Genomic DNA, 20,006 nt, shown 5'->3' with positions numbered 1-20,006 from the left:
TTTATTTCCTTTCAAAAAATTGTATGATCGCATTGACAATCAATGCCATATCTTCTATGTCATATCGTTGGTCGCACACTAAGCTGAGTGTATTTTTATAAAGTGCTTCTGTTCCCACATTTAGCTTGTGCATTGGTGAAATTGGCCAGTGGATCGGACAATAAATATTCTGCTGGATTAAAAATGCTCTTAATGGATCTCTCTGATGTTTTTTTACGATAATCGGAATGAACAAAGGGCAATCATCCTGTTTTATTTCTTTGTAAAGCAACTCAATACTTTCACAAAATCTCAATTTTCCACAGAGAAAAGCTGCATTTTCTTGTCGTTTCTTTTTAATTTTTGCAATATCTAAATGCTCAATTTGTTCTTTTATTTCCTGACCACAGCCGTAGCTGCGATAATCCTTGCCTAAGATTTGCTCGGCTTCATCGAATAAAGTTAAAAAGGTGTTTTTTTCGATGGGTTCGCCCTCAATGTATCGACGTTTTAATTGATAGGCGGCTTCCCGCTTTTCAATGTATGCTTTGCTGGGATCTATCTTTGATGCTGGATTACCAAGAGTTTCCTTTGACCATACCAATGCACCGCCGGGCAGCCCTGTCCATTTGCGCAGGCTTGCAAAAACATAATCGGCTTCTGTATGAAATGCTTTAGCTGTGAATAAGGAGTGCGTGGCATCTTCAACGATTAGTTTTCCCTGTTGTTTTATTTTTTTTATAAAATCATCCAATTGTTCATCAACGAATCCAAAGTATTGAATGCTATAAAAAAGATCACATTCTATATTGGAATCAACTTTTATCGTTAATCGATTTTCTGCGATGAGAACATTATAGAAGATTACTTCGATATCATTATCTAAAAAAGGCTGGATCATGCTGTGACAGCAATAGGACGGAAGGTATGCTTTTCTTATGGGCTTCTTTGCTTTTATATTTTTTATTAGAAAATCCAAAGCTGTTCGACCGGATAAAAAGAAGCGTTGATTTCTTTTAAAAGCATTGAATAAATGCTGTTTCTCTGCTGTCTGTTCGACGGTCCAAAATTCACTGCCGATTTCCTTTTTCATATTTTTAATCTTGTTTTCTTAGTTCCATAAAGCGATTAAGTTTCATTTCTTTTTTGTAATCTTCAAACAGTTTTTTACAGTCATACTCGGGCGCGTAACCTAACTCCTCTTTTGCGTTCTCGATATCCATCAAAAAGCCACCGCCATTGGATACTTCGGGATGATAAATAATTTCAGATGGTTTATCTTTAGGAGAGAACACGTCAATGATCGTTTCACATTGCTCCTGTAATGTAACTGGAATGCCTGTCCCTACATTATAGAATCCTTCATCCCGATCGACGTTTATCGCTTTACACATCATCTGCGCGCAATCATAAACATGAACCATATCTTTTGCATAATTTGGATCTCCCCATATTTCTATTGGTTTACCTTCCATTGCGTTATTTATGGTTTTATATAGGGGACGCATTGTTTTTACACCATTTGGGAAATAGTACTGATAAGGGCTGTATCCATAAATTGTCGGAAATCTAAAAATAAACTTTTTAATACCGTACTCCTGATGATAATGTTCAATTAACTCAATGGCTGTATTTTTCGAAATAACATAAACCGCATGATCTCCTTTGTAGCTAAAATTTTTGGGCATATCCGGTTTTAATATCATGCCTTCTTCAGCGTATAATGAAATATCAAAAACAGTCGTACTAAATAAAATTCTATCCACATTGTTTTTACGACAATATTCTAAAACATTGTACGTGCCCATAATATTTGTATCTAAATAAGCTTTAGCATTATAATTATTCATATATGAAGGAATCACGGCTGCCAGCATAATAACTGCATAAACATCATCCTTTGGAAGTTTATCAAAATCACTTGATTTTGTAACATCCACATCAATATATTTCACACCAAACTGCTTAAAAACATTTGTCTTTCTTCTCCCAGAAGCAATAATTTCAAAATCTGAATCCTTAAAAAATTCAGCTGCATATTTGGTAAAATAAGATCCTACATTGCCTGAAGCACCAAAAATAACTATTTTTTTCATAAAAATTCCTCTTTTCTCGATTACTGTAATTTATCATTAAGTTCTCTTTGTCTAACGATATGAAATGCTTCCGGTTTTTCTCCTCCTTGCCCGATATCATTGTGGGAAAGGACAACACGAACCGTTTTTAAAAGTATTTTTAAATCTTTTATAAAGGTTACATTTTCCACATACTGTGTGTCATAATAAAATTTTTCTTTCCATGATAATCCATTTCTTCCGTTAACTTGCGCTAAACCTGTTAACCCAGGCCGTACGTTATGCCTTTTCTTTTCATATTCATTATAATAAGGCAAATAAATTGTGACTAAAGGCCGCGGCCCAACAAAACTCATATCTCCTTTAAAGATATTAAACAGCTCTGGCAATTCATCTAAACTCATTGCTCGCATTTTCTTTCCAAATGGTGTTATACGATTTTCATCTTTTGAAATATTTTTTTCTTCTTTCTTTTGGAGTGCGATCCTTTTTAAACGCTCTTCATCTGTCAAATTATTTCCCTTGCTATCTTTTGCATCTAGCATCGTTCTGAATTTATACATCGTAAAGATTTTTTCATCCTTGCCGGGCCGCTTCTGTTTGAAAATGACCGGGCTCCCCAGTTTCTTTTTAACCAAAATGGCGGTAACACCCATCACGGGCGACAGCACGATGATAGCTGCACCGGACAGGGTGATGTCGAGTATGCGTTTGACGTATTTCTGATAGATCATTTTGAACCTCTGTATTTCATCGGAACGACGCGGCGTCGTTCCCTACATAACTGTTATTACTTAAAAGAATGCCTTGATAATGTTAATAATTCTCTGCTGATCTTCTTCAGTCATCTTTGTATCACTCGGCAGGCAGATGCCCCGGTTAAAGATATCTTCTGCAATGCTCTGTTCATTCTCCCAATCGTAGTCACAATGGCTGAAGAAATCATAAGCCCTAAAATAAGGTTGCAGATGCATGGGCTTCCAAATGGGGCGGGATTCGATATTTTCTTTTTCCAAGGCCTGCATAATATCTAATGGTTTTATCTTACTACCCTGTTTTAAGGTCATGCAGCTTAACCAGCAATTGGGTTTGCCTTTATCGGAAACAGGCATCATTTCAATATCATTTATTTCTTTAAATGCTTCTTGATAGGTCTCAAAGATTTGCTTTTTCTTTGTGACTCTTTCATCAAGGACTTTTAACTGTCCCCTTCCGATACCAGCAACAATGTTGCTCATGCGGTAGTTGTAGCCCAGCTCTTTGTGCTCGTAATGCCGCTCATTCTCTCTGGACTGGGTGGACCAGAAGCGGGCTTTCTGGATAAGGGCTTCATCATTTCCGAGGAGCATGCCCCCGCCGGAGGTGGTGATGATTTTGTTGCCGTTAAAGGATAGAACGGACAGATCGCTAAAGGAGCCGCACTTCTGCCCTTGATAGGTCGCGCCTAAGGCTTCGGCGGCATCTTCCAGTATTGGCGTGTGGTGGGCTTTACATAGGGGTGACAACTTTTCATAGTCGGCGGCTTGTCCGTATAAATCCACAATGATCACAGCTTTGGGATTGGGATATTTCTCATAGGCTTTTTTAAGAGCTTCTGGGCTCATGTTCCAGGTTTCGGGTTCACTGTCGATAAAGACTGGCTTTGCGCCCAGATAGATAATCGGGTTGGCGCTGGCTGAAAAGGTCAGGCTGGAACAGAAAACCACGTCTCCTTTTCCTACTCCCAGGGCTTTTAAGCCGAGATGTAAGGCGGCTGTTCCTGCGGATAAAGCCGCGCCTGTTTTTACTCCCACGTAATCTGCCATTTCTTTTTCAAACTGGTTGACATTTTTGCCCAGGGGGGCGATCCAATTGGTATCAAAGGCTTCCTGTATGTATTTCATTTCCTCGCCGCCCATGTGAGGGGAGGCGAGATAGATTTTTTCGGGCTTTTCCATGCTAGTTCCTCTTTTCGAAACGCTGAGGCCAACGTTCCCTACATTACATCATTATTTATAATTTAAAACTCGTAGCACTCATGATCAAAATTTGATCCTTTAATCTTTACTTTCATCGCATTGTATTTGGTTTCTTACCTAATATGTAGAAAACAAACACAATGCGACGCGAAATAAAAACAGGTGGTGCTAAACCCGTACTTTTGGCCCTATAGACGAAGAGCACACCCATGAATTTCTCCACAGGATTTAAATATTAAATCTATAATTTACTTTTTTGTTCTTCTTATCAGGCAGCGCCCAAATAAAACCGCTCATAAAACCCTTTTCCCAGATTCCTCGCGCTGTTCAGCGCCGTACTCCCCCGGTGGCCTTCCTTACAGACGAAATTCTTTCCGCCATAGAAGTTGGCGCTGGGGTTCTGATACTCGGTGTTATGCCTGGCGATGGGGGCATCGCAGTGAAAGCATCGTGTGCTGGCGTAGTAGGGTTTGCTGGTCATGGCGACCAGGCCTTTTTGCCAGGCTTTGTACTGGACGTATCGGGCGATGCGCCTTCCGATAAAGTCATAGGGTGTTTTGCCCAGGTAGGGTTTTTGAGCCTGCGCGAAGCTCTCTTTGAGCTCGGGCAGGACGATGAGTTTGGCGCCCTGCTTAATGGCGTAATCGACGATCTTTCGGCTTACCTCATGGGCGTAGTGGTCGGTCAGGCGGGTGATTTTGTCGTAGTATTTTTTGTTTGGTCGTTGCTCTTGAGGAACGCTGAGGGCAGCGTTCCCTACAGGTTGCTTTATAAGCCTAGGGGTATTATTCCCAGCAATGCCGCGTTTGGTATACCCTAAAAGCAGCTTCCTACGGTGGGCCAGTTCTTTCCCGCCTTTAATGAAATATGGGGCGGTGGCGCGACCGTCTGCTTCGATGGTGGTACAAACTGCGAGACTGTCGGAACCAGTTAAGGCCACGGCGACAAACTTTTCGTTTTGCTGTACACGTTCCTTGGCGGTCCGACTGTCCTCCACGATCTCCTTGACGGGGATGTGGAGCATGACTTTTTTCTTTTTGACGACAATGGTCGGGCTCATAAGCTCGGCGTTTTCTGGAAAGGGTCTGCCGGTATAACGGTGCTTGACCCAGGCCCAGGTCTTGCCAGTGTAGAGCTTGAGCAGTATGCTTTTTTCATCAAAGTCTTTGTACATGCCTTTGTAGTAGAGCATGGACATATGCAGACACTTTGGCGGGCTGGGCTTTCCGCTTTTTATCGGGCCTTCCTGCCACGCCTTGAGCTTTCCCACATAGCTTCTATACATGCTGATAGCCGCGTTGATGGCGGCGCGTCTAAAGTACAGGGGGATTTTCTCAAAGGGCAGGGGCGTTTCGGGCGGGGTGCCGTCTCGCTGTTTTATGGTCTGCAGCTCTAAATGACGCAGTAAATTCTGATTGGAGAGACTGAGTGCTTCGGGCTGCTTCTCGAGCAGTTTGTAGTAGAATGCCAGGACAGCGTCAAAGAGAGACTGGGTTTGTTTAAACCAGTCTAAATGCTTGTAATTCAGCTGTATTTTGTACGTCGTGATGGCGTATCCCGCACTCATTTTGGGGCCTCCGTTTGTTCGCAGACTATTGGTAGTCTGCGAGTAGATGACCCAATAACAGACGCCTACTAAGTTTCAGGGAAACGTGACCATTTTTCTGACCAGATTGTAAAATTTTATTCGGCAATGAATATATAAAGAAAAGTAATAAAACTAAGGCTTCTGGCTGTTTGATTTGACCAGATTTTGACCATTTTGCCTCCTTATAAATAGGAAAAAGAAAAATTGACGAAAATCTTATTTATTGTTAAAATATAAACATAAATCGACTTAGAAGAAAATTATTTAAATTTTTTAAAAAAGTTGATGCTTTTTTCATTACTTAATGTTATAATAGGTCACGCAGTTAAATTTAATAAAACAAAAAATAAAAAAAGACTCGCAGACTACCAATAGTCTGCGAGTCTTTTTTCTGTCTTTTTCAAGCAGCATGCCATAAAATCAACCGATGCTTTTATAGCTTTATACTTTAGAAATCGTATTATTTACCGATCATCCCATCACTCGTCGTCCTCACCGGAGACGGTTATCTTATACCCTTTCTTCACGGGCTCGTCCTCATCATCCAGTGACAGCCGCACGGGCTTTTTGATCTCTACCAAGCTCATCTGGCTGATCTCCCGTTTGACGGCCCGGTCGATGGCGGCGCAGGTGCCTTCAAAATTGGTGTCAATTTCACGGTAGGTATAGGCGATGCGTTTTAAGCCTAAGTCTCTGAGCGCGTCGCCCTTTTTTCCCAGTGAGCCGCTGCTGGTGTCCCCAAACTGTTTAAATTTCTCCAGCTCCACCACCAGTCTGGCAGAGGGGCAGAAGAAAAGAAAGCCGTCAAAGCCCGGCAGCGCGCTGCGCTTAAAGGGCTCGGGATAGGTTTTAAGGTAATCATTCCACAGCTTTTTTTCCTGGGGTGAGGTTCGTTCTTCAAAGTCTTTTAAGGTTGGTTTGTTTTTTTCTGTCTGTTTTCCATAAGCCATGGGTTCCTCCTTTAAAAACGCTGGCCTGTTATAAAATAGCAGGTCAGCGTTTTTGTTAATTCATCATTCTATTTATTTTTCATTTCCAGTGCGGCCTGTGCAGCGGCTAAGCGCGCGATGGGCACACGGTATGGTGAGCAGGAAACATAGTTGAGTCCTGCACTCTGGAAGAAGTGGATGGACTTGGGATCTCCGCCGTGCTCGCCACAGACACCGATCTTGAGGTCTGGTTTTGTTGTGCGGCCTAGCTTGACGCCCATTTCGACCAGCTTGCCAACGCCACCTACATCAATGCTCTGGAACGGGTCATTTGGCAGGATGCCTTTTTCTTTGTATTCACCAATGAATTTGCCCGCGTCATCTCTGGAGAAGCCGTAGGTCATCTGAGTTAAGTCATTGGTACCAAAGGAGAAAAATTCTGCTCTTTCGGCAATTTCATCCGCGATCAGGGTTGCTCTTGGGATTTCCATCATGGTCCCTACTTTGTAGTCAATGTCGGAGCTCTTTTCTGCTTTGATCTTTTCAGCGGTTTCTCTGACAACATTTTCGACATAGTCCAGTTCTTCTTTCATGCCGATCAACGGAATCATGATTTCCGGGACGATGTTATAGCCGTCTTCTTTTTTCACTTCGATGGCCGCTTCCATAATGGCTCTTGTCTGCATCACCGCAATTTCCGGGAAGGTGACTGCAAGACGGCAGCCCCGGTGCCCGAGCATTGGGTTGAATTCTTCGAGGCCGTGGATCGTGCTCATCATTTCATCCATATTCATATCCATATCTTTGGCTAAGGCTTCGATATCTTCCGGTTCGGTGGGCAGGAATTCATGCAGTGGCGGATCCAGCAGACGGACTGTTACTGGCAGATCCTTCATGGCTTTGTAGATACCGATGAAGTCTTCCTTCTGCATTGGCAGCAGTTCGGCCAGATATTTTTCGCGCTGTTCTTTAGTCTTTGACAAGATCATACGGCGTACACTCGGGATTCTGTCTTCATTGAAGAACATGTGCTCTGTACGGCAGAGCCCAATCCCCTCTGCGCCAAAGTCTACCGCTACAGCGGCGTCTCTCGGGGTATCGGCATTGGTTCTGACGTTCATGGTTCTGCAGGCGTCTGCCCATTCCATGAGCTGTCCGAAATGTCCGGAGAGTTTGGGTTCTTGTGTTCCGATGCTTCCCTTATAAACCTTACCGGCGGAGCCGTCTAAAGAGATATAATCGCCTTCGTAAATATATTCTGTGCCGACTCTGAACTGCTTGGCGTCCTCGTCTACCTTTGCATCTTCACAGCCTGCAACACAGCACTTACCCATGCCGCGCGCAACAACCGCTGCGTGTGAGGTCATACCACCGCGTGCGGTCAGGATACCATTGGCGGCATACATGCCTTCAATATCTTCGGGAGAGGTTTCTTTTCTAACCAGGATAACTTCCTCGCCATTTTCTGCAGCGGCCTTTGCTTCTTCCGCTGTAAAATAAACTTTACCGGTGGCAGCGCCTGGAGAGGCTGGCAGGCCGCTGGCCAGAACGACCGCTTCCTTCAGGGCGACTTCATCAAAAGTGGGGTGGAGCAGCTGGTCTAAGGATAACGGCTCAATGCGCATAACAGCTTCTTCTTTGGTGATAAGGCCTTCTTCTTCCATTTCTACAGCGATTCTGAGTGCAGCCGGGGCGGTTCGTTTACCATTACGGGTCTGGAGCATATACAGCTGGCCCTTTTCAACGGTAAATTCCATATCCTGCATGTCTTTATAATGTTTTTCAAGAAGCTCTGCGGTATCGTGGAACTGCTTGTAGACTAAAGGCATAATTTTCCGGAGTTCATCGATTTCACGAGGGGTACGGATACCTGCAACAACATCTTCACCCTGGGCATTTACCAGGAATTCTCCGAAGAGCTTGTTTTCGCCTGTTGCCGGGTTTCTTGTGAAGGCAACGCCGGTACCGGAGTCATCACCCATGTTGCCGAATACCATCGACTGTACATTGACAGCTGTACCAATGTCATGGGGAATATCATTCATGTCACGGTAGACAAACGCACGCGGGTTGTTCCAGGATCTGAATACTGCTTCAACAGCCATCAGCAGCTGTACGTTCGGGTCCTGTGGAAAAGGTTTACCTGTTTCGGCTAATACAATTTCTTTATAGCGCCCTACAACTTCCTGCAGGTGACCGGTCGTGAGCTGTGTGTCAATCTGGAAGCCTTCGCGCTCTTTGATTTCATCCAGAACGTTTTCAAATTTATTTTTGTCAATTTCCTGCACAACATCACCGAACATCTGGATAAAACGACGGTAGCTGTCATAGGCAAAACGTTCATTGGCTGTCTTTTCAGCCAGACCTACAACGGTTTCATCATTAAGGCCAAGGTTTAAGATGGTATCCATCATACCAGGCATAGAGATTCTTGCGCCGGAGCGTACTGATACCAGCAAAGGATTGTCTTTATTGCCAAATTTTTTCTTGGTAATATCTTCCAGAACAGACATATGGCTGTTGATCTGGCCGATCATTTCATAGGTCAGCTTATTTTCCTTCAGATACTCGATACACGCTTCGGTCGAAACGGTAAAGCCCTGTGGCACAGGCAGGCCGATTCGCGTCATTTCCGCCAGATTCGCGCCCTTTCCACCTAACAGGTTCCGCATGTCCGCATTGCCATCACTAAATAAATAAACCCATTTTTTATCCATATTGACTACCTCCTCATAATGGTTGCAAGTATGAAATTCGCAATTTCTTCAATTGCTTTGGATGTAACGTCGATAACCGTACACCCTAATTTATCAAAGAGCTCCTGAGCCTTGTCAAGCTCATATTCCACTCTTTTTAAACTAGCATAATTTGAATCTCCGGTAAGCTTCATGGTTTTTAAACGCTCTTCTCTGATGCTGACAAGCTTATTGGGATTTAAAATCAATCCGAATATCTTTTGATTGGATATCTCAAAAAGTTCTCTTGGCGGTTCTACCTCAGGCATGACCGGTATGTTGGCGACCTTGAAGTTATTGTTTGCCAGATAAACACTGATCGGCGTCTTTGAGGTTCGTGAAACCCCAAGCAGAATAATGTCTGCTTTATTAAGATGGTCCATACGCTTGCCGTCGTCATATTTGACGGCAAACTCAATGGCTTCCACCTTTTTAAAATAATCCTCATCCAGCTTGCTTCTGCTGAAAGGGTCAAGATTCGGTTTAACGCCTGTTAAAATCCTCAGTTCATCCAGAAAAGGATCCAGCACATCGTAAACCGGCACCTGTTTTTCTTTTGCTCTCTCTTTAACACATTTTAATAACTCCGGCGTTGTGATCGTACAGACAAGCAGGGCGTTTTTGCCCTTCGCCTCGGCTAAAATCTGATCTATTTCTCTTTTTTCATGGACAAAGGAAAATACCTTAACATCCTCAATCGAGTCCTCAAAATGGCCTCTCCCCGCCTTTGCCAGCACTTCACCCGGCTCGCCAAGGGAATCGGAGACAACATATAGGGTTAAAGGCTTGTTGTCATTCATTCGTATCATCGTCTTTACCTAAATTCACAACATAACGTGTAATATTGGTACGGGAAACCTTTCCGAGCAAGATTAAACGCAGGTTGTTTTTTTCATCCATTTCTTTTTTCACAATGGGCAGCGATTCGACTTCGTACTCCATGGTTTTAACCGCAGCGTCATAAACCGATTCGTGCTCCTCCAGATAGACTATATTGGGCATTCGGGTCATGATAATCGGAATCGGCAGGGTTTCAACATCCTTCCGGCCAATCATCGACTTGATGAAATCCTTACGTGAGACAATGCCAGACAGGTATTTGTCCTTCACCACATAGAGCGTTCCGGCGTCTTTCGTAAACATGGTGATTATTCCGTCATAAATGGTTGTGTCTTCTTCGACGGTGGTCGGCTCAGACTGGATGTCCATGACGCTGATGGTTTTAATGTAGCTGCCCATAACATGCAGCAGCGAACGCCCCGTATAATTATACCCGACTTTTCGCTTTGCCTCCAGGATGCCCATCATGGTAAGCACCTTTAAATCAGGCCGGATCGTCGCTCTGTTGACGCCGAGCTGCTCTGCAATTTCGACACTTTTCACGGGCTCTCTGGCCTTAACAATTTCCACAATCTGATTTTGTCTTTCTGATAGCTCCATTCAACCACCTGCCATTCATGTAACTTTTATAATATAAAGTATAACACATATGGCCAAAAAGTAAATAACTAATCCTGATACTTTTCTGTCATTTCATCTTATTATTTTGTTAAAACTTTGTCAACCTTTTCACAAACTCGTAAAAAAATAATTTTTATAGTGTGATTGAATCCTTCAGCTTCTCAAAAACCTTATCACCGATGCGGTCAACCTCCTTCAAATCTTCAAGGGATCTGAAAGCGCCGTTTTTCTCCCGGTAGTCGATGATACTCTTCCCGATGGCGTCGCCGATTCCCGGCAGGGTTTTCAAATCCTCCAGACTGGCTGTATTAATATTGACTCTTCCCGTTCCAGATGTACCAGACACACTGACGGCGCCTGTCTCTATGGTTTCGTCTTTGGTGTAAATGTGGATTTTATCCTCATCCTCCAGTACTGACGCGAGGTTAACACTGTCGGTATCCGCGTTTTCTGTCAGGCCGCCCAGTTTTTCAATGGCGTCGATCAGTCTTGCTCCCTGGTCCAGCTTGATAACGCCTGGGTTATTGACCGCCCCGGTAATATGCACGTAGATCTCCGTGGCGTTTTCAGGGTTGTTTTCGGCATGGACAGCTTCTGTATCAGATGCCTTAAGGACTGCTTTCTGCCGGCTGTCCTCCTGAAAGAAGAGCCACAGAACAAAGATCACCAGAGCCGCTGCCATGGCGCCGACATAAATCCACTTTTTCAGGTTCTTAGGCTTTTCCATGGCGCTCAGATACTCTCCTCAGCCCAGCTGCCCTTTTTTCGCACCATAATGGCTTTAAAGCCGACTTTTTTCAGAAGCGCTAAAACGTCCTCATATGCATAGCGGATTCCCTCTGTCGTATGCGAATCGCCGTTTAAGGTGATGGGGATCTCTTTTTCCAGGATTTCCTCCATCAGCCAGCGTTCTGGATAAAGACAGCGGTCTCCATAGCGAATCATGCCGCCAGTATTCACCTCGATGATTGAGCCTGAAGCCTTAATCTTATCAAGACAGGCACCTGCGGCTTCCTGATACCAGGGCTCCTGGTCGTCAAAAAAACGGTTATCCGCATTGTTTTTCTTGATGATATCCATATGTCCGATAATATCGGGCTGAATCGTGAGGGCCATGTTTCCCAGAGCCTCATAATAACGCTGGATAAAGGCCGGAACCGAGCCGTCAAAGCAGTCTTTTATCCCCGCTTCAAAGATCTCGGGAGTGTGGTCAATATCTGCCATCAATCCATTTTTCATCTTTCCGATGGTGTGGATCGAGCCGATGAAGAAATCCAGCTCAGGGATCAGCGCCTTTGAATCGCTGCTGATGTCCTCTGTGTCCAAGAAATAGTCGATTTCCATGCCCAGGCTGATGTCGATGTGTTCCTGATACTTTTCTGCCAGAGTCCGGACCTCGTCCATATAGCTGTGGACTGTTTCCTTTTTCATGGTCCAGTCGTTCTCATAGGGCAGGGGCGCGTGGCCTGTAAAGCCAATGCTTGTGAGCCCCTCCTGTACAGCTGCCTGTACCATTTCTTCCAATGAATTTTTGCCGTCACAATAGTTCGAATGAATATGATAATTTGAGTGTACCATAGCTCCTCCTTTAGAAGACATATCTGAAATGCGACATCTTTATTATTGTAGCATAAAAAGATGTATAAAAAAAAGCCCCTGAGGGCATTTTTTGAAATACATTACACCACTAAAGAATCTTATTCAGGAAGCTCTGTGTACGTTCTTCCTTCGGATTAAGAATAACCTCCTGGGGTGTTCCCTGTTCGCAGATCACACCTTCGTCCATGAAAATGACGCGGTCGGCCACTTCACGGGCAAACCCGATTTCGTGGGTTACGATCAGCATTGTCATGCCGTCATTGGCGAGTTCCTGCATGGTGGCAAGCACTTCCCCTACCAGCTCAGGGTCAAGGGCTGAGGTCGGTTCATCAAACAGCATGATCTTCGGGTTCATGGCCAGCGCTCTCGCGATGGCTACACGCTGCTGCTGACCGCCGGACAGGCGCACCGGGTATTCATCCCGCTTATCGGCAAGCCCAACCATGTCGAGCAGCTCCAGGGCCCGCTTTTCTGTCTCAGCCGAATCGGCCTTGCGCACAATTCTGGGGGCTATCGTAATATTATCTAAAACGGATAAGTGTGGGAAAAGGTTAAAGTTCTGGAATACCATCCCTAAATCGCAGCAGAGATTCTGTAATTTTCCAGGGTCAATTTTTTCCAGATCCTTTCCGTTTTTGCGTTTTTCCATCAGCTCGTCTTCAATATAGATTTCGCCTTCTGTGATGCGTTCCAGGCGGTTAAGGCAGCGCAGCATTGTACTTTTGCCGGAGCCGCTTGGCCCGATGATACAGACCACTTCACCGGATGCTACTTCAAAATCGATTCCCTTTAAAACCTCAAGGGAGCCGAAAGATTTTTTTACATTGACTAATTTTACCATACTCATTGTTGTTACCACCTATCTCTTTTCATATGCGCCAAGCTTATTTTCCAATTTGTCGAATACCACCTGAAGGATGGTTGTCAGGAAAAGATAAATGACGGCCGCATAGATATAGTAGACCCAACTGCCTGTGGCACTGGCCATTGTTTTGACTGTCCTAAGCAAATCAAACAATGCGATCGTGGAGACAAGGGAGGTATCCTTTAAAAGCATGATCAGCTCGTTGCCCACCGGGGCTACCAGACGTTTAAAGGTCTGGGGAATAATGATCTTACCCATCGCCTGTTTATAGCTCATGCCCAAAGCTTTGGCGGCTTCCATTTGTCCGTGGTCAATGGATTCGATGGCCGCACGGATAATTTCTGCCAGATAAGCTGTGGAGTTCAGGGAAAAAGTAATGAACGCACAGATCATCGGATCAATTTCAAAGGTCGCGCCGGTCATATCCAGATAAACAATCGGTACCGCATAAAAGATAATGAATAATTGCAGTAAGAGTGGTGTTCCTCTGAAGAACCAGATATAGAACCATGAAAGTCCATTAAAAATCTTATTCTTTGAGATTCGTCCCAGGGCTATGACTACCCCAAAAATTGCACCAAAGATAATCGCGACAACCGCAATCTCAAGGGTAACAATCGTTCCGTCAAAAATCGCCCACAACTGGGTTTGGTTTAACAAATTAATCGCTCCTTCTTAAGTAATAAGTCCGGCAAAGTGGTTTGCCGAACTTATAACCGTTTTTTTCTATGGATTATTCAATGACTTTGATTTCGGAGTTGATATTATTTGTCATATCTTCTCCAAACCATTTCATAGAAATCTCTGTCATTGTACCATTTTCTTGTAATTTTTTCAATGTTTCATTTAATTTTTCGGTAAATGCATCTTCACCTTTACGTACAGTAACTGCAATTGGTTCATTGGTTAAAACTTCAGATGTTACTTCAAACAGCTCTGGCTTCTGGGCCACATAGTACATGGCAACGCCCACATCGGTCATAACATTATCAATCTGTTTTCCTTCAAGAGCGGCGAAAGCGTCTAACATACCGTCATACTGTTTGATTTCTACATTGGTTCCAGTCTGTTCCTTCAGCTTCTGGGCGCCGTTATCAGCGGTTGTGGCCAGCTGTACGCCGACTGTTTTACCAGCAAGCTCTTCAAAGGTTTTTACAGGCGTGGCATCCTTGCGGGATACGATGACAATACCGTTGGATACGTAAGGATTTGTCTGATTGAAACCTTCCTGTCGTTCCGGTGTGATACTGGTACTGGAGATAATAGCGTCATACTGCTTTGCGTTTAAGCCGTTGAAGATACCATCCCAGGCCACGGTTGTAAAGTCAACCTTTACACCAAGATCCTCGCCGATCGCCTTTGCGAGATCCACGTCAAAGCCGACCAGGTTGTTCTGATCATCCCTGAATTCCATTGGAAGATAGGTATCATCAACAGCAACGGATAAGGTACCGTCTGCAATCGGATCGTCATTTGAGGCGGAATCGCCTTTACCGTTACCACTACAACCAGCCAATGTCACGGAGAACACCAGCATAAATGCCAAAGACAACACCAAAAATTTCTTTTTCATCATTTCCTCCTTTTATATACGAAAATTGATTAAAAGCATTATATCGCATATTGTATACATACACAAGTATTTTTTATAAAAATTACTTGTTTTTTCATTTTTCTGCATGTTTATACAATAATTCATGCGGTAGATTGGGTTTGTCAGGAGAATGTTTGTATAAAAATACCAATAATGTTGAGGCTGCCCGTAATATTGCCGATGGCGCAGCCGACATTGGTCAAAATAACCACCAGCAGTATTTTTGTCACCTTATTATGCCAGAGGCCCTTTAGCGAACCCAGATCCTTTGGCAGAGATTCAAAATCCTCCACCTTGGGCTTTCTGAAATGAGCCTCCGTGATACCGGAAAACCATCCGGCGGCCAAAACGGGACTTAAAGCGGAAATCGGAGCCGCAACAATGGCGGTAAGGATCGAAAGGATATGCCCTCCTGCCAGAAGCGCGCCGACGCCAGCCAGCGACGTGGTCCACAAAAGCCAGTTGCGCGTTTGCTCCCAGCCCGACCCGGGGTTGACCGTAAAGGTGGCCAATACCAGAAGCACTAATAAAATCGGGATAGACCAGCCGATGATCTTACCAGCCTTTGACTTGGGCGGTAAAGACTCAAGCTCTTTAATATCCTGTTCTTTGTAGAGCTCTTCTCTGATCCCGGGGACATGTGCCGCGCCCAGAACCGCGACGACCTTTTTACCCGGAGCGTTTTTAATCTTGTACGCCAGGTACTGGTCCCGTTCGTCAACCAGATATTTTTTTACACCCTTGAAGGAATTTCCAAGTTCGGACAGCGCCGCTGACAGCATGTCCTCCGTTTTCAGTTCCTCAAGCTCTTCTTCGGTAATCTCTTCGTCATCAATGATGCTCATGATGATGGTGGTCAGCAGCTTCATCTTTTCCCAGAGGCTGCAGCCCTTCCAGATACGGTTAAAGGTAACCTGGATACTGCGGTCTGCCAGCACCAGCTGAGCCCCGCATTTTTCAGCGGATTCAATTCCCTGCATCATCTCCTGGCCAGAGCGGATATCAAACTGCTCGGCCAGCTTTCTCTGATAATTTGACAAGATGATATTGGCAAATAAAAAGCCTGCCTTTCCAGCCTTTATTACTTTTACAATGTCTGTATCTGCCCACTGCTCTTTTTGGTTCATGGACTCGTACCTGCCGGCATCCAGCTCGATGCAGACAGAATCGGGACACTCTGTCTCGATGAGTTCTTTTACCTCAGATACACTTGTGGGGGATACATGCGCTGTGCCAATCAAAATGATCTCTTTATCATTTGCCTGCAGGCGCGTTATATTTTCTGATTCCAATCGTCCATCACTCCCTAATAAAGCATCAGATCGATGAACTCATCATCTGTCATGCCATTGATGTAATCCGACAGATCATTATCCTGCAGCAAACGGCGCAAAACACTTTCCTCGGGCTTTGATCCTACCAGCTGCCGCTCGAGCTTTGTAATATCGCCATTGCCAAAGAAATCACCGTAGAAGTGTATGTCTTTAATAATACCCCTATCGACTGTCATTAAAACAGTTACAAGGCCGCAAGGGTATTTTCTTTCTCTTCTCAGGTTATACTCCGGTGATCGGCCGTAGTTCCACTCCCAGGTGGCGTACTTTTCTTCCTGCAGCTTTTTGATGGCCGCAATATCTTCTTGGGTAAGGCTGCGCTCTTTAAGCTCACCGTCCTCAAACATATAGCTGACAAGGGCCTTTTTAAAATCTTCCAGTGTAAAATCCGGGTCCAGATAGTCAGCAATATTGGTCACCCGGCTCTTGACGGATTTTACGCCCTTTGATTCAATTTTATCCTTTTTTACCTTCAGGGCGCTCTGAACCGTGTCCAGCTTTGAATTAAAGAGGACGGTTCCGTGGTGGAGGACCCTGCCGCGCTTGGCGTACTGGGAGTTGCCTGAAAACTTTTTCCCGTCAATGGTAATGTCATTGCGCCCGTTAAACTCGGCATTGACACCTAAGCTCTGCAGTGCTTTGACAACCGGTCTGGTAAAAGACTGGAAATCAAAGGGCTTGCCGGAATCATTGTTCACGATGAAGGTAAAATTCAGATTGCCCAGGTCATGGTAAACCGCGCCACCGCCGGTTAAACGGCGGACCACCTTGATACCCTGCTCCTTGACAAAATCCTGATTGATCTCCTCAATCGTATTCTGATGCTTGCCAACAATGATGGCATGGTCATTTTGCCACAACATAAAATAAGTTTCATCCTGGTCCATGGATTCAAAGACATATTCTTCAAATGCCAGATTAAACGTCGGGTCCGTGCTGTAAGTATTATTAATAAAAATCATTTTTAATATCCTCAAATACATGGATCGGCTGCCATAAAGACAGCCGACAGTTCTTTTTATTCACTTTTCAGATCTTTGACAGAATTGCGCATCAGCATTTCGTAAGGGACAAAGACGGTTTTTGTCTCACGCTCTTCCTTTTCGCACATCTTGATCAGCATTCTTGTGGCAATGGCCCCAATATCATACATTGGCTGGCCAACAGTTGTGATCTGTGGTCTGGTCCACTCTGCGATCCAGAAGTTGTTAAAGCCGCAGATGCTCACATCGTCTGGAATAACCTTTCCGTTATCCTCAGCCGCACGCATTGCGCCCAGGGCGATCTGGTCATTGAAGCAGAATACATTCGTGAATTCTCTTCCGCTGGCCAGGGCTTCTTCCATCATGTGATACCCGCCCAGTGTGCTCTGGCTTCCAAAATAGACAAGGTCATCGTCCAGTTCAACATTCCATTCGCCAAGGGCTTTCTTGATCCCCTGAAGGCGTTTCTGGTTAATGTAGCCTTCCTTATACTCATCGTAGAAAATCGCGAATTTAGTGTGCCCCATCTTCAGGCATTCAATGGCCAGGTCATAAGCGGCGGCTTCATTGTCAATCAGGACGCCGCTCAGCTGTCCGGATTCATCCGGCACACAGCCCAGAACAATCTCGCTCGGAGCGTCGATCAGATCATCTCTTAACTCATCGGTCAGATGCTTGCCGACATAGATGATCCCATCACACTGTTTTTCAACAAGAACGCCCAGGGAGTTCTGTTCCTTTTCGTGGTCAAAGTCTGTATTACTCAGAATGATGTTGTAATTATAAATACCACAGACATCCTCTGCACCACGCACCATTTCTGTATAGAAAGGGTTGGTAATATCCGGGATCATGATTCCCAGAGTGTTGGTCTTCTGGATTTTCAGGCTTCGCGCAATGGCATTCGGCTTATACCCAGTTTTTTTGATGGCCTCCAACACGCGTTCCTTTGTCTCTTCATTGACCAAAGGAATGTTGTTTACAACACGCGATACTGTTGCCACCGATACGTTTGCTTCTTTTGCAACATCAACAATTTTTACTTTCAAAATAACACCTCCGTTTATTTTATTTTTAGCATCCTGCTACTTCTTTAATGGCATCTAAAATAAGCTGCGGCGCTTTGCGGCATTTTTCTTCGGATACGGCACATGGTGCAAAACGTAACCCCTTTGCCAGCGCGACAATGAACACATTTTTTTCCATCAGCAGATCGCTGACAGCCTTTGGATCTTCACAGGGGATGCTGATAAAGAATCCATCACAATAATTACAGAGCTTCAAACCAATTTTGTCTGCTTCGTCAAGGAATGCCCTGGCGCGCTTCTGTAAAATTCCCTTATGAAAATCCTGCTCTGCGATAAAGCGGTCGAGCAGATTGTCATCAGACATAATATCTGCCAGCGTCTGCATGGCGCCTCTGGTTCCATTTGACCAGGTACCGCGGTTTGAATAGGCGCAGGCCGCTGCAAATTCCTCTGCGATCTCTTCCGTCGGCGCGACACAGATAATGGCGCCATTTCTCAGGCCATACATGGTAAAGCCCTTTGAAGCGCTGTAAGCGTAAAGCGGCAGAACATTCTCCGGCAGTCCAGAAAGCAGCGGCATAAAAGCCCGCGCGTCCTCACCTTTACCCGCAAAATCAATATACGCGATATCACACAGAATGATGATTCTCGCATCAGGATTGGCTTTTGCCATTTCAGTATAAAACGCGGTCAGTTCTTTCCATTCATCCAGCGAAATACTGTAGCCGGTCGGGTTATGCGCCGGTGTATTCAGGATGCTCAGCACTCTGTTCTGCTTTTCAAGCAGCTCAGTGAACGCCGCTTTATAGGCTTTCATATTAAAATTGCCCGCTTCATCAAACAGCTCAAAGGTTGTAGTCTCACGTCTGTTTTCATCGGCAATGGTGCTGTAGGGCGCCCAATACCAGTCTGGAATCAGAATCTGGTCGCCAAACTCGGTGTAATTGCACACCGCGTGGCGCACAGCACCAGTCCCGCCCGGTGTTGCCACTGCGCGGATATGGCCTTCTGGCCTGTAGGACTTAAAGCAGGCGTCAACCACTTTATCCAAAAACTCTGGAATCCCCGGAATCCCGGCATAATCACAGATCTGCTCATCCGGCAGTCCCTTCAGAACATCAAACACAGATTTGAAGGCAACCAGATCGCCGTGATCATCCATCAATGCCCCAATCGTTGAATTGATAACTGCCTCGGTTCCCAGTTCCTTTGTTCTCTGTGCAGCCTCGCCTGCAACTCTAAAAATCGGATCTGTTCCGGCCTCCCGGACAGAACTCTCGATAACCATACGTGACATTTCCTATTCCTCCTAATCAATAAATTTATTCGTGTATTTCTGACGTTCCGTTTCGTACAGGTTATTGCCCTTGGAATCGATGACGACCAGCGCCGGAAAATCCTCTACTTCCAGCTTACGCAGCGCCTCGGTCCCCAGCTCCTCGTATGCCAGAATCTCGACAGATTTTATACAGTCCTGCAGCAGTGCGCCCGCGCCGCCAACACATCCAAAATAAACACACTGGTTGATCATCATGCTGTTGATGACCAGCTCCCCGCGGTTTCCCTTGCCGATCATGCCGCGCAGGCCGTGTTCCATCAGCACAGGCGCATAAGCGTCCATACGGTGGCTTGTGGTCGGCCCAGCAGAACCGATGATCTCGCCCGGTTTTGCAGGACAGGGCCCTACATAGTAGATAATCTGATCGGTAAAATCGACAGGTAATGCGCCGCCGGATTCAAGGGTTTCAACCATTCTTTTGTGTGCCGCGTCCCTCGCCGTATAAATGACTCCGGAAATCAGAACCTGATCCCCGGCTTTTAATTTTACGGCGTCTTCCTTTGAAAGCGGTGTCGTTAATCGTATCACACTCATATAAG

Annotated in this window: 19 protein-coding genes; all 19 read right to left on the bottom strand. The window is 45.0% G+C overall.

What is annotated here, in order from left to right; genetic code table 11:
• Position 1: 1 nt before the first annotated feature.
• The 19 genes from B2M23_RS15710 to B2M23_RS15620 all read right to left on the bottom strand — a co-directional run bounded on the left by B2M23_RS15710 (position 2) and on the right by B2M23_RS15620 (position 20,001).
• Positions 2-1,072 carry an aspartate aminotransferase family protein gene (locus B2M23_RS15710; protein ID WP_038353851.1) on the bottom strand — a complete coding sequence of 357 codons (1,071 nt, stop codon included), beginning with the start codon at positions 1,070-1,072 and terminating at the stop codon, positions 2-4.
• A gap of 4 nt (positions 1,073-1,076) precedes the next feature.
• On the bottom strand, positions 1,077-2,075 hold the full coding sequence (locus B2M23_RS15705; RefSeq protein WP_038353852.1) for an NAD-dependent epimerase/dehydratase family protein: 999 nt from the start codon (positions 2,073-2,075) through the stop codon (positions 1,077-1,079).
• A gap of 20 nt (positions 2,076-2,095) precedes the next feature.
• Positions 2,096-2,788, bottom strand: a complete 693-nt coding sequence (locus tag B2M23_RS15700) for a sugar transferase (protein ID WP_038353853.1) — start codon at positions 2,786-2,788, stop codon at positions 2,096-2,098.
• Between the two features lie 60 nt (positions 2,789-2,848).
• Entirely contained in the window at positions 2,849-3,991 is a 1,143-nt protein-coding gene (locus B2M23_RS15695; protein WP_038353854.1) for a DegT/DnrJ/EryC1/StrS family aminotransferase, read from the bottom strand.
• A 289-nt stretch (positions 3,992-4,280) separates the two neighbouring features.
• A complete protein-coding gene (locus B2M23_RS15690) occupies positions 4,281-5,579 on the bottom strand; it encodes a hypothetical protein (protein WP_038353855.1) in 1,299 nt (432 codons plus the stop codon).
• Positions 5,580-6,079: 500 nt separating this feature from the next.
• Complete coding sequence (locus tag B2M23_RS15685; protein ID WP_038353856.1) at positions 6,080-6,550, bottom strand: putative endonuclease domain-containing protein; 471 nt, start codon at positions 6,548-6,550, stop codon at positions 6,080-6,082.
• 68 nt (positions 6,551-6,618) lie between these two features.
• Positions 6,619-9,246, bottom strand: a complete 2,628-nt coding sequence (gene ppdK, locus B2M23_RS15680) for a pyruvate, phosphate dikinase (protein ID WP_038353857.1) — start codon at positions 9,244-9,246, stop codon at positions 6,619-6,621.
• Positions 9,247-9,251: 5 nt separating this feature from the next.
• Positions 9,252-10,073, bottom strand: a complete 822-nt coding sequence (locus B2M23_RS15675) for a pyruvate, water dikinase regulatory protein (protein WP_052237452.1) — start codon at positions 10,071-10,073, stop codon at positions 9,252-9,254.
• Complete coding sequence (locus B2M23_RS15670; protein WP_013380015.1) at positions 10,057-10,704, bottom strand: helix-turn-helix transcriptional regulator; 648 nt, start codon at positions 10,702-10,704, stop codon at positions 10,057-10,059. The genes B2M23_RS15675 and B2M23_RS15670 overlap by 17 nt, the downstream gene beginning before the upstream one ends.
• A 154-nt stretch (positions 10,705-10,858) precedes the next feature.
• On the bottom strand, positions 10,859-11,452 hold the full coding sequence (locus B2M23_RS15665) for a helix-hairpin-helix domain-containing protein (RefSeq protein ID WP_038353859.1): 594 nt from the start codon (positions 11,450-11,452) through the stop codon (positions 10,859-10,861).
• Between the two features lie 5 nt (positions 11,453-11,457).
• Positions 11,458-12,303 carry a histidinol-phosphatase HisJ gene (gene hisJ / locus B2M23_RS15660; RefSeq protein ID WP_038353860.1) on the bottom strand — a complete coding sequence of 282 codons (846 nt, stop codon included), beginning with the start codon at positions 12,301-12,303 and terminating at the stop codon, positions 11,458-11,460.
• 109 nt (positions 12,304-12,412) lie between these two features.
• Positions 12,413-13,171, bottom strand: coding sequence for an amino acid ABC transporter ATP-binding protein (locus B2M23_RS15655; protein WP_270505053.1), 759 nt, complete (start codon positions 13,169-13,171; stop codon positions 12,413-12,415).
• 12 nt (positions 13,172-13,183) lie between these two features.
• Complete coding sequence (locus B2M23_RS15650) at positions 13,184-13,849, bottom strand: amino acid ABC transporter permease (protein ID WP_013380011.1); 666 nt, start codon at positions 13,847-13,849, stop codon at positions 13,184-13,186.
• A 73-nt stretch (positions 13,850-13,922) separates the two neighbouring features.
• Positions 13,923-14,762, bottom strand: coding sequence for a substrate-binding periplasmic protein (locus B2M23_RS15645; RefSeq protein ID WP_038353861.1), 840 nt, complete (start codon positions 14,760-14,762; stop codon positions 13,923-13,925).
• A gap of 143 nt (positions 14,763-14,905) precedes the next feature.
• Complete coding sequence (locus tag B2M23_RS15640; protein WP_038353862.1) at positions 14,906-16,075, bottom strand: TraB/GumN family protein; 1,170 nt, start codon at positions 16,073-16,075, stop codon at positions 14,906-14,908.
• 14 nt (positions 16,076-16,089) lie between these two features.
• On the bottom strand, positions 16,090-17,079 hold the full coding sequence (gene lplA, locus B2M23_RS15635; RefSeq protein ID WP_038353863.1) for a lipoate--protein ligase: 990 nt from the start codon (positions 17,077-17,079) through the stop codon (positions 16,090-16,092).
• Positions 17,080-17,135: 56 nt separating this feature from the next.
• Entirely contained in the window at positions 17,136-18,149 is a 1,014-nt protein-coding gene (locus B2M23_RS15630) for a LacI family DNA-binding transcriptional regulator (RefSeq protein WP_038353864.1), read from the bottom strand.
• A 25-nt stretch (positions 18,150-18,174) separates the two neighbouring features.
• Complete coding sequence (locus tag B2M23_RS15625; protein WP_038353865.1) at positions 18,175-19,425, bottom strand: pyridoxal phosphate-dependent aminotransferase; 1,251 nt, start codon at positions 19,423-19,425, stop codon at positions 18,175-18,177.
• 12 nt (positions 19,426-19,437) lie between these two features.
• Positions 19,438-20,001, bottom strand: a complete 564-nt coding sequence (locus B2M23_RS15620) for a Fe-S-containing hydro-lyase (RefSeq protein WP_038353866.1) — start codon at positions 19,999-20,001, stop codon at positions 19,438-19,440.
• Between the last annotated feature and the right edge of the window lie 5 nt (positions 20,002-20,006).

The organism is Eubacterium limosum (assembly GCF_000807675.2).
GTDB classification, from domain to species: domain Bacteria; phylum Bacillota; class Clostridia; order Eubacteriales; family Eubacteriaceae; genus Eubacterium; species Eubacterium limosum.
Note: the sequence above shows the minus strand (reverse complement) of the source record. Positions and strands in the feature narration are given on the sequence as shown.